Below are 9357 nucleotides of genomic sequence, written 5' to 3'. Positions count from 1 at the left end.
CCGTCGGGGACGGCTTACCGCTGCGCGGCCCGTCCCTGCGATGCCGGCAAGCCGGCCTCACCTCGTGGGACGGCGCCGGTACCCGGCGCCCCGTGCGGGCGAACCGATCCCAGCCTGCCAGCCGGCGCTACTGCGGCAGCGGTTCGAGGAGCTCGGGACCGTTGGCGCGGATCCCGAACGGGCTGACCGCGTCGAACTCGAGGCCGGATGCCTCGGCAACGCCGGCGTGCACGGCCTCGTCGACGAGTGCCTGGTCGCCGATAAGGGACGGGTCGAGCCAATGCAGCCATATGTGCTCGGGGAGGATGACTGGGTTGCGGTCGTGGGTGCCGGCGAGAGTCTGTACGGCATCCGATGTGACGATGGTCGCAGTGAGCACCCAGTCGCCCTTGGGATCGACGACGATGACGGGCACGCCCACCTGGTGCATTTCCTCGAGCAACACGACGGCCGCGCTGGTCTTCCCGGCGCCCTTCTTGGCCAGGATGCCGTTGGAGCTGGTGATGAGCTTGAGGGGAAGGTCCACGCCCTCGGCGACTTACAGGCCGGCGGTCATGGCGTCTCGTCCGGGTCGGGCTTGCGATAGCGGATCTCGTGGCCATCCGCGCTGAATGTGATGCCCGGCTCGAGCGGAGGCCGGAGCTCGGGGATGGGCTCGAAGTCGTGGGGCGTGAAGTTGCACTCGAGGGTGCCGGCGTCGATGCGCTGCTCGAGGTAGTGCTGCAGTCGCGCTGTGGCGGTGGGTGAGGCGTCGAGGATGCGGGTGGAGATATCGGCGAGCGGCTCGGTCCTGGACTGCGGCATGAGCCCGAAGATCCCGAAGGTGATCTCCGGGTCGTGGTTCCACAGCTGGATCGAGAGCGTCCCGGATCTGCTGAACGGACTGATGTACCAGGTAGCGACCGTGACCTGGTCGAGGCGGACGGTGGCGGTCGGCTCGGGCGCACGCAGGAACCGCTTCGTGGAGAGGGTGAGGTTGTGGTCGTCGTCGACGGTGACCGCGCCGCCGGCAGCCCAGATCGGATCCGCGCGCTGCATGATCGCGCCAGCGAGGGCGATGAGAGCTCCGAGGGCCGCGGTCGCGGCGATGACGATGCCGGGGGCCAGGAGCGCATCGAGCCACGGTGTGCCGGTGAGAGGGGCGAAGATCGCGCCGGTAGCGGCGAGCGTAGCGAGCATGGCGATGCCCATCACGAGGACCATTCGTTCGATCATGGCTGCTCCTCTCGGCCGACCGCCTCGGCTTCGACGCCGGTGGCGAGGATCCGCAGCGCGTTGGCCTGCTGCGCGGGTGTCATCGTGATCGTGGCGTCGACGACATTGTGGATGCTCAGGCTGTACTCCCCTGCCCTGTCGAGCGCGATCGTGGCCACGGCGAGCAGCTCGGGGTCCTCGGGGAGAGAGATGGGGATTTGTCCGAGCATCGGTCAGGGTCCCTTCTCGGCCGTGGTTTTGCGGACGGTGGTGTGTGACTGCTTCCGCGGCTTGGTGACGGGGATCTTCACCTGGGGGTGGTCGCGAAGATGGTCGAGGGAGGGTCTGGGTGCGTCAGCGAGCCACGCTTGCGTACGGCCCGGGTGGATCTGTCCGCTGGGGATCACGATCCTCCAGTCGCGGACGGCCTCGAGCAGCTCCCCTTTGGCGACTTGGGCGCGGAAGCGATTGCGGAAATCGAGCTGCTCGATGATGACGCCGCTGGCGGCGGTGAGGCGTTCTCCGGAGCGATCGGAGCCGGTACGGGAGATCCGGGGGACGCAGACGCCGCGGTCGCGGAGGAGAACGATCGCGAGGGTATGCGGCTTGAGCCACCCCTGCTTGACCCAGGCGGGGTTGACGGGGGCGCCTCGATCGACGATGTCCCAGAGTGATTCCCGGGCGTGGGCGAGCTCTCGTTGCTCTTGGGTGAACATAGATGCCGGCGGGAGAATGCGCTCCTGGATCTCAGGGAGCCGGCGCGCAGGGATGCCGTGGCGCACCCATCGGCGGACGGTGGAGGGCGAGACGCCGAGCTGGGCCGCGGCGCGCGTCGCGTCGACGCGGCCGCGGCGCCCGAACGCCGCATAGCTGTTGGACAGGACCGTGCCGAGTCGGCCTTCATCCCACGGCCGCTCGGGTTCAGTTGGGTGGTCAGCTCGCATCGTCGGGTGCTTCCTCTGAGTGCGCTCGAGCCAGGTCGTCGGCGGCTCGCGTGAGCAGCGCGGCGGTGATGTCGGGGTCGATGAGCTCGACGTTCTCGGCCACCTCGCGCAGCGAGAAGACGAGCTCGGCAGGCGTCAGCTGCTGCACCCGCTCAGTAAGTTCGCTCACCTTCTCCGCCCTTTCGCTTGTGGTCATGCAGACGACGGCGCCCACGCCCAGCTGTCGGGGTCGGCGCCGCGTGCGAAGTATGCCTGGCCGATCTCCTCGGCAGAGGCTGACAGCTCCAGGCCCGCGTTGTCGGTGAGCGGGTACCACTGTTGGAAGACGAAGCGGATCGCGTCGAGAGTGGATTCGTCGGCTGACACCACTCGAGGGAGTTCGCCGCTCTCGATGGCGATCGCGAGCTCGGCAATGGCTTCTCGCAGAGGCGTTCGAGGCATGGGGCTTCTCCTAGTCGACGTCGAGCTCGCCCGCGAGGGGCTCTGCCGTGAGTTCGTCCACGGTGGTGCCGAGTCGTGTGGCGAATGCCTCGAGCTCGACGCTGCGCCAGCGTGTGCGGCCGGTGAAGCGGGTTCGCAGGGCCTGATCGGATATTCCGGCGAGCTCGGTGAACTCACGGAAGGTCCCGGCCTTGCGGATGCGCTGCAGGATCTTCTTGTTGACGTCGGGAGAGACCTGGATGCGCGTGTAGCCGAGCGCCGGCGGCCGGCCGCTCTTTCCGCGCTGCGCCCGCGCTGCGCGCAGTGCGATCCACCGGTCGACGTCGTCTTCGTCGAAGCCCGGGGATCGCATCCATTCGGGTGTGGTGGGCTGCGGGAAGTCGGGATCGCTCATCTCGCCGGTGCTGGCGAGATTGTGGATGTACTTCACGCTGACGCCGAGCTTGGCCGCGATATCGCGGTAGCCGATGACGTTGATCTTCTTCGCGGTCACGCTCTCACCTCCTGGGTTACTGATCAGGCAGATCAGCATGGTCTCTACCCATCAAATATAGGATGACCTGACCCCATAAATCAACGTCCTGGGACGCGGAGAGGGGCCGCATCCGGTGTGGGATGCGGCCCCTCTCGTGGTGTGATCATGCGAGTCGCGCGGCGAGCTCGTCGATCTTGTCGGGACGGAAGCCCGACCAGTGGTCTTCGTCGGTGATGACGACGGGTGCCTGCAGGTAGCCGAGCGACTTCACGTGCTCGAGCGCCGCGGGGTCTTCGGACAGGTCGAGGATCTCGTAGTCGATGCCCTTGGCGTCCAGCGCCCGGTAGGTCGCGTTGCACTGCACGCAGCTGGGCTTGGTGTAGACCGTGATGCTTGCGGGAGTCGTCTCCTGCATCAATTCTGCGGTGGTTGCGGTCATCGGTGGTTCACCTCCTCTCGTGGTGGTCGTGGTGCTGTCGGTGGTCTAGTGGAAGGCGCGAGGGTCGCCATCGTTGTCGTGGGGTCCGACACCGTCGAAGCCCAGCCCGGTCAGATAGTCGATGTTCCAGTTCTCGACGTATTTGTCGCTCAGAACGTTTTCGAGGAAGTCGAGAGCGCCTCGGTCCCCGCCTTCCATGTAGGCGTGCTGCAGGCCCTCGTATTCCTCGGGGGTGAGCTTCTGTCCGATGTCGCGCATGCGGGAGTAGTCCTTTGGCCCCTGCATGCCGGAGACCTTCACGCGGACGCCGTTCGCGGTGGGCTTCTGGTTGGCGATCGCGCGTCGCACGGCCTGCGCGCGGCCGCGCTTGGTGGTGACTGCTTGACGGGCTTTCGTGGTGAGCTTCTTCATCACGGTTGCGGAGGGGTTGTGCTGCCCCTTGATCCACCGCTGCACGGTCCGCTGAGAGACGCCGAGCCGGCGCGCAGCCTCTTTCGTGGAGATCGAGGTGATCATCCGCTCTGCGCCGCCCTCGGCCTTTACAGAGCGTGTGGTGCTGTACAGGGACCGGAGCATCCGGACGACGCCGGGTGCGCCCTCCCCGGCGCCGGTGGGGGTCGCTTCCTGGCGGGTGAAGGCCTCGAAGACGGCGTTGCGCTGCTTGGCTGCGCGTTCTGCAGCTGTACGTGCGTCGTCAGCGTCCATCGTCGGCTCCTCTCTCGCTGGTCATCGTCAGAACACCTCGAGGTCCAGGTGGTCCTTGCCGTCGTAGCGGCCCTCACCGGTCAGGAACTGCAGGTGCTCGTTGAGGAACGCGAACCCCTCGGGCTTGTATTGACCGAGCCCTCGGCCGAAGTCGCGCGGCCGGCCGGGCCATGCCTTCTCCGGGTCGATCTCGTTGCTGGTGTAGAGGATCGTGTCCTGCTTGACGGCGACGGGCCAGCGACCCGTTTCGGTGCCGATCTGCACGATCCGGCGGATGATGTTGGCGCGGGAGCGAGCCTGGATCAGGTGGTACCGCTCGGGTGCGAATCCGGGGCGCCCCTTCATGTGCTCAAAGCTCGCCATGCGGCCCAGGCCGCGGGTGTAGGTGGGCTTGACGAGCTCGCGCACCGCCTGGTCGTCGGGGTCCGCGGTGTCGAGTGCGGCGCGGGCTTCGGCGATCCGCTCGGCCCAGCTGTCGAGGATCCGGCCGTGGTTGTCCCACACGTACGCTTCGACGATCTCGAGCTCGTAGCCGAGCTCCTGGGCGACAGTGAGGGTCGCGGTGGTCAGCCAGCTCTTCATGCCGGCGATCTCGCCGTCGCGGTTGAACGGATCGATCGGGTTCGGGTGTAGCCACTCGCGGCGCTCGGGGAGGACGACGCGCCAGTAGCCGGGCGTGGTGCTCTTGAACTCGATCCGGGAGCCTTCGGGCAGGTACCGGGGCTCGCCGATGCCGTAGTGCTGGCCGCTGACGCCGGCGAGGTAGGAGCCGCCGCGGTCGAAGGCGTGCACGTAGGTGTGCTCGAGCTCTTCACCCACCGGCTTGCGCTGCCAGTTGATGTCCGACTCGAGGGTTGCGATCTCCGCCGGCCCGACAGGCGTGTGCGGGGTGAACCGCTCGAGGCGCTTCTCCTTGCTGGGAGCGAGATCGAGCATGAGGTCGATGCCGGTGACTGCGGCGCTGACCGCGTAGGGCTTGCCGATCATCTCGGCGTATCGCTGCAGGCGGCGAGCGATCGTGGCGCTGTCCGCGTCGCCGGCGCACAGTGCGGTGAAGTCGTCCTGCAGCGCAGCCATCAACGCGAACCGTCCGCGCAGCCGGTCGTTGCCGGGCATCCACACGCGGGTCATCGGGTTGAGGGCCACCTGGGTGCCGCCGATCTCGTACCCCTCGGCGATCGCGTCGGTGAGGAACGGATGGTCGACGGTGAGCTTGTACAGCTCCTCCGTGCGCTCACGGCCTTCGTGGGAGGTCAGCTGGTCGACGGGGAGGCCGAGCTGGCGCGCCGCGGCATCCGTCACGAGCAGCTGGCCGTCCTCCGACTTCCAGGCGCCCGGGTGCCGGTAGCCGAGCCCGAGGTTGGCGATGACCTTCGCGGCGTCGCCGATGTGCCGGATGGGGAACGGGAGCGGCACGCACTGACCGTCCGGGAGCCAGACGCCGTGCTCGTCGAGCACGCCCACGACGCCGCGGAAACCCGATCCTGGAGCGATCGCTGCGCGCTTGGCGGGGGCGGAGGCCGTCGCGGCCGGTGAGGGCTGCGTCGACGGCCGCTCTGCCGGCTGCGGGTCAGAGGTCAATGGCGACGCGGCGGTCTCGGGGATCTCGAGCAGCGGTTCAGGCGCCGGGGGTGCGTCCTCAGCGGCAGTGTCGTCGAGCAGTGCCCCGAAGTTCACGGGACCGTCGAACAGCGACGGGTCCGGGGAATCGGTGCCGGGATCGGTGTCGTCGTCGCTGCCGTGCTCGCCGAACAGTGCGCTGAGGGGGAGGTCCCACACCTTCATCGGGGGGCCGCCCTGGATCGGGCGGACGGTGTGCTGAGTGCTGCTGTCGCGGTTGGTGAACTCGGGTGTGATCCAGAAGTGCGGGGCGCCGGCAAACGAGGAGCCGATCGAGGTGGTGGTGTCGCTGAATCCCATGCCGGCGCCGGCGGCGACCTTCTTGATGACCTCGAACGTGACCATCGGGAACAGGTAGAGCCGTTCAGTCCCGTCGCTGTGCACCTTGATGGTGCCGACCTTCGGGCCGTTGGGCACGAGGACGTCGTTGGGCTGCTTGCCGCGGCGGCTCCAGCCGAGCTGCTCGGCGTTGTCCGGCGCCTCGCCATCGGTGAGTGAGATGTGCGCAGCCTGGCTGGCGAGCGCTTCGCGCAGCAGTTCCATCGTGAGCAGTGCGACGTCGCCGCTGCCGGGGTCCTGCAGCCGGATCCCCTCATCGATTCCCGCCTCGGCCCAGGCGTAGAACTCGTTGGCTTCGTCGCGGGTGAGCGCCTTGTTCTCGATGAGCATGCGCAGCATCAGAGCGATCCCGTGGACGGAGACCACGGCCGCGGTGATCATGCGGCCGCGTGCACCGTCGTTGTGCGGGACATCGCGCAGGCGTCGCGTCCAGGCGAGGGTGAGGGCGCGCAGGCTGAGCGGCGAGGTGCTGTCGGGGTCGAAGTACTCGGCCTGGATCGTGTCGCGGTGAGCAGCGAGCCATTGCAGCAGCGCAGCGCCGAGGAGTGCCCTCTCCTCGCGGTGGGTCTTCTCCTCGAGCTGCATGAACGTGGCGGTGCTGTCGGGGATCTCGCCCGGGTTCAACGCGATCGTGAACAGGCGCTGGAGTGCGGAGCCGGTGATGCCGATCTGGCCGGTAGCGATGACGGACGCGTTGATGCGGCCCTGCGCGGTCACTCCCCCACGGGCCTTACCGGCGACGTGGCCGCCGCCGTCGAACAGTGCCCGGACGAGGTTCTCGAGGCGCGCCTCGGCCTTCTTCGCGTCGATGTCGACGAAGTCGTCGGCGAGGACGGGCATGTAGTCGGCGGAGCGGACGACCCGCATCAGGCCGATGCCGGACTGAGATCCGCCGGCGGCGGTGGCGGAGAGGATCGTCTTGGGCGAGCCTTCCTGCTGCACAAGGCCAGGCGCGAAGTAGTGCATGCCGAGTCGGGCGAGCGTGGACTTTCCGGATCCGGCGGCGCCGTTGAGGTAGCAGACGTGGGGCACGGGCGCGAACGGCGCCCGCCACACCAGGCCCAGCACGGGAGCCATCGCCCGGGCGGGCAGCTTCTCGCGCAGTGGGACGGTGCTTCCCTCCCACGCGGCCCGCAGAGCCTTTGCATCCGTGGTGGGCTCAGCGACCCGCAGATGCTCGATGCCGCCAACCATGCGTGTCCGCAGCGGCATCGACCCCTGCGCGGTGATCGCTCCGTCTGCGTGGACGAAGTAGCTTCCCGACTCCCCCTCACGCCACCCAGTGGTGGTGTAGACGCGCTCTCGCGCGTACGGGGCGGGGCGGGCGTTGTGCAGGGCGTCCCACGCCAGCTCGCGGCCGCGGCGGGACGTGTTCTCGAGCATCCCGACCCACGGCAGCGCGTCAGCCCACGTCCCCCGCTGCAGCTGCTCCTCATCCCAGGTGACCACCTGGGACTCGATCTTGTTGCTGCCGTTCTCTTCGTAGACCGGGTTCCCCTCCTCATCGCGGACCCAGCGGGAGAACCGGACGGTCATCTCGTGGGTGGCTCGGGTGATCTCCGACTCCTGGCCGTTGTCCTCGAACGCGACCGAGAGGATGTCGCCCCAGCCGTCGATGACGCGGTTGAACCGGCGGCGGGTCCCGTCGCCGTCGCGCTCCCACTTGATCTCGACGGTCTGCCCCTTGCGGACGGTAAACTCGCGGCCGCGGTTGGGTGTGTCGTCGTCGCCGGGGATGAACGTGTTGCCCGTGAACGCGGGCGGGTCGCCGGCCTCGTGCTCGCGGTCGCCGCCAAACTGCACTCGCCGGTCAGCGGGCTTGAGCCGCTCGGTGATGCTGGTCGGCACGCGGACACCCGTGAGGTCGTAGGCTTCCTGCGCGGTGCGGGCGGCCTGGTCGACGAGGTTCTCCGCCTCTTGCATCACGGTGCGGCTGAGGGGATCCGTGGCCCCGGTCGCCGTCACCACTTCGCCGACGCTCGCAGCGACCCGGCGATAGCGGAGCAGCGCCTCCTTCGCCCACGCAGCGATGTCCTCGTCGTGCTGCGCGGGTTCCTCGCCCGACGCGACCAGATCCTGGTGTGCGCGGATCTCCGCACTGCACACGGCGATCGCTTCGATCCCCTTCACCGTGTCAGCGATCAGCTGGAGCAGCACGGCATTGCCGACCGAGATCTCCTCCAGGTCCTCGACACCCAGGCCGGCCTCGAGGTGATCGGTGAGATCGCCCTTGTCAACATCGATCGCCGGCCGGTAGAGGGTCACCGTCGCGCCGACCTCGCCGAGCATGTGGTGCAGCTGCGCGGCCCGCTTGTAGCCGGCGCTATCCCGATCGGCGACCACGTTGACCGTGGCCCCGGTGAACACGTCGGCGAGCTCACGGGGGAACGACCCGGACCCCTGGGCGTTCGTGGTCGCGACCAGGCCGCGGGCTGCAGCGTTGTCGGCGTCCTTCTCCCCCTCGACGATCCACACAGGCTGGTCGGTGGCGATCGCACGCAGCACGTCGGCGTGCTGGTACAGGACGGGGGTGAATCCGGTCGGCTTCTTGGTGACCCAGCGGCCGGCCGCCGAGCGGAAGCGCTGACGGAACCGCTTGTGCACGGCGCCGTCGACCACGGCCTGCTCGCGGATGACCTCTTCGACCACGGTTCCGGCTGCGTCGGCGTACGGGTAGGTCGTCACCTGTTCCCATTTCGCCCCGGCGAGCTCGTCGACGTCGACGAGGCCGGTGATGCGGCGCGGCACCCGGTGCGCGGGCTCGAACTTCGGCTTGCCCTTCGCGGGCCGCGGAGCGTCCTTCTCGGGGAGAGGGGCGTCGAACAGATCGGTGGCGGACAGGCCGATCGCGCTGGCGACGTCGCGGTAGTCGGCGTGGCACGTGAAGCAGTTGAGCAGGACCGCCTCGCGGCGCCGGTCGAACTTCACACTCAGCGAGCGGTGAGTGTCGCCGTGCACCGGGCACAGCGCCATGAACTTGTCGCCCCGGATCGACTCGGGCTTGAACCCGCCGGCGTCGAGAGCGTTCCACACTCGATCGACCGCCGACCCGGCAGCCCCAACAACAGGAGAGTCAGTCAGCGTCACGTGCCCGACCCTCCCGTGAAGACCACGGGAGGAGAGACACGAGACACAGCCGCAGGCTGAAGCTGCTTCAGAAAAAGACGAACTTCGGGTACCATGACGTGCAACACCTCCTT

General features: G+C 68.3%; 10 protein-coding genes. All 10 read right to left on the bottom strand.

Going from position 1 to position 9357, the window contains the following annotated elements; translation table 11 throughout:
• Positions 1-127: 127 nt before the first annotated feature.
• The 10 genes from AOA12_RS22870 to AOA12_RS22365 all read right to left on the bottom strand — a co-directional run bounded on the left by AOA12_RS22870 (position 128) and on the right by AOA12_RS22365 (position 9244).
• Complete coding sequence (locus AOA12_RS22870) at positions 128-526, bottom strand: SOS response-associated peptidase family protein (RefSeq protein WP_082406579.1); 399 nt, start codon at positions 524-526, stop codon at positions 128-130.
• Positions 527-552: 26 nt separating this feature from the next.
• On the bottom strand, positions 553-1215 hold the full coding sequence (locus tag AOA12_RS22400) for a hypothetical protein (RefSeq protein ID WP_054687653.1): 663 nt from the start codon (positions 1213-1215) through the stop codon (positions 553-555).
• Positions 1212-1424: a hypothetical protein gene (locus AOA12_RS22395; RefSeq protein WP_054687650.1), complete on the bottom strand. Its 213-nt coding sequence runs from the start codon at positions 1422-1424 to the stop codon at positions 1212-1214. Before AOA12_RS22395 ends, AOA12_RS22400 begins: the two co-directional genes overlap by 4 nt.
• Before the next feature lie 3 nt (positions 1425-1427).
• Positions 1428-2138 carry a hypothetical protein gene (locus AOA12_RS22390; protein WP_054687648.1) on the bottom strand — a complete coding sequence of 237 codons (711 nt, stop codon included), beginning with the start codon at positions 2136-2138 and terminating at the stop codon, positions 1428-1430.
• The gene (locus AOA12_RS23450; RefSeq protein ID WP_156366718.1) at positions 2128-2307 is read right to left on the bottom strand and encodes a hypothetical protein; all 180 of its coding nucleotides are present in this window, start codon (positions 2305-2307) and stop codon (positions 2128-2130) included. Before AOA12_RS23450 ends, AOA12_RS22390 begins: the two co-directional genes overlap by 11 nt.
• A 23-nt stretch (positions 2308-2330) precedes the next feature.
• Entirely contained in the window at positions 2331-2579 is a 249-nt protein-coding gene (locus AOA12_RS22385; protein ID WP_054687647.1) for a hypothetical protein, read from the bottom strand.
• A gap of 10 nt (positions 2580-2589) precedes the next feature.
• A complete protein-coding gene (locus tag AOA12_RS22380) occupies positions 2590-3072 on the bottom strand; it encodes a helix-turn-helix transcriptional regulator (protein WP_054687645.1) in 483 nt (160 codons plus the stop codon).
• Positions 3073-3217: 145 nt separating this feature from the next.
• Positions 3218-3493 carry a glutaredoxin-like protein NrdH gene (gene nrdH / locus AOA12_RS22375; RefSeq protein WP_269465077.1) on the bottom strand — a complete coding sequence of 92 codons (276 nt, stop codon included), beginning with the start codon at positions 3491-3493 and terminating at the stop codon, positions 3218-3220.
• Positions 3494-3538: 45 nt separating this feature from the next.
• Positions 3539-4198, bottom strand: coding sequence for a helix-turn-helix domain-containing protein (locus AOA12_RS22370; protein ID WP_054687643.1), 660 nt, complete (start codon positions 4196-4198; stop codon positions 3539-3541).
• Between the two features lie 27 nt (positions 4199-4225).
• On the bottom strand, positions 4226-9244 hold the full coding sequence (locus AOA12_RS22365; RefSeq protein ID WP_156366717.1) for a telomere-associated protein: 5019 nt from the start codon (positions 9242-9244) through the stop codon (positions 4226-4228).
• Between the last annotated feature and the right edge of the window lie 113 nt (positions 9245-9357).

Origin of the sequence: Microbacterium sp. No. 7 (assembly GCF_001314225.1) — a bacterium.
In the GTDB taxonomy this organism is placed as follows: domain Bacteria; phylum Actinomycetota; class Actinomycetes; order Actinomycetales; family Microbacteriaceae; genus Microbacterium.
This window is presented reverse-complemented; position numbering and strand designations above follow the sequence as displayed.

Bases quoted from the DNA above. Each gene is read 5' to 3' on its own strand.
- AOA12_RS22370 (WP_054687643.1), bottom strand. From the start codon at position 4,198: ATGGACGCTGACGACGCACGTACAGCTGCAGAACGCGCAGCCAAGCAG.
- nrdH (WP_269465077.1), bottom strand. From the start codon at position 3,493: ATGACCGCAACCACCGCAGAATTGATGCAGGAGACGACTCCCGCAAGC.
- AOA12_RS22390 (WP_054687648.1), bottom strand. From the start codon at position 2,138: ATGCGAGCTGACCACCCAACTGAACCCGAGCGGCCGTGGGATGAAGGC.
- AOA12_RS22395 (WP_054687650.1), bottom strand. From the start codon at position 1,424: ATGCTCGGACAAATCCCCATCTCTCTCCCCGAGGACCCCGAGCTGCTC.
- AOA12_RS22400 (WP_054687653.1), bottom strand. From the start codon at position 1,215: ATGATCGAACGAATGGTCCTCGTGATGGGCATCGCCATGCTCGCTACG.
- AOA12_RS22385 (WP_054687647.1), bottom strand. From the start codon at position 2,579: ATGCCTCGAACGCCTCTGCGAGAAGCCATTGCCGAGCTCGCGATCGCC.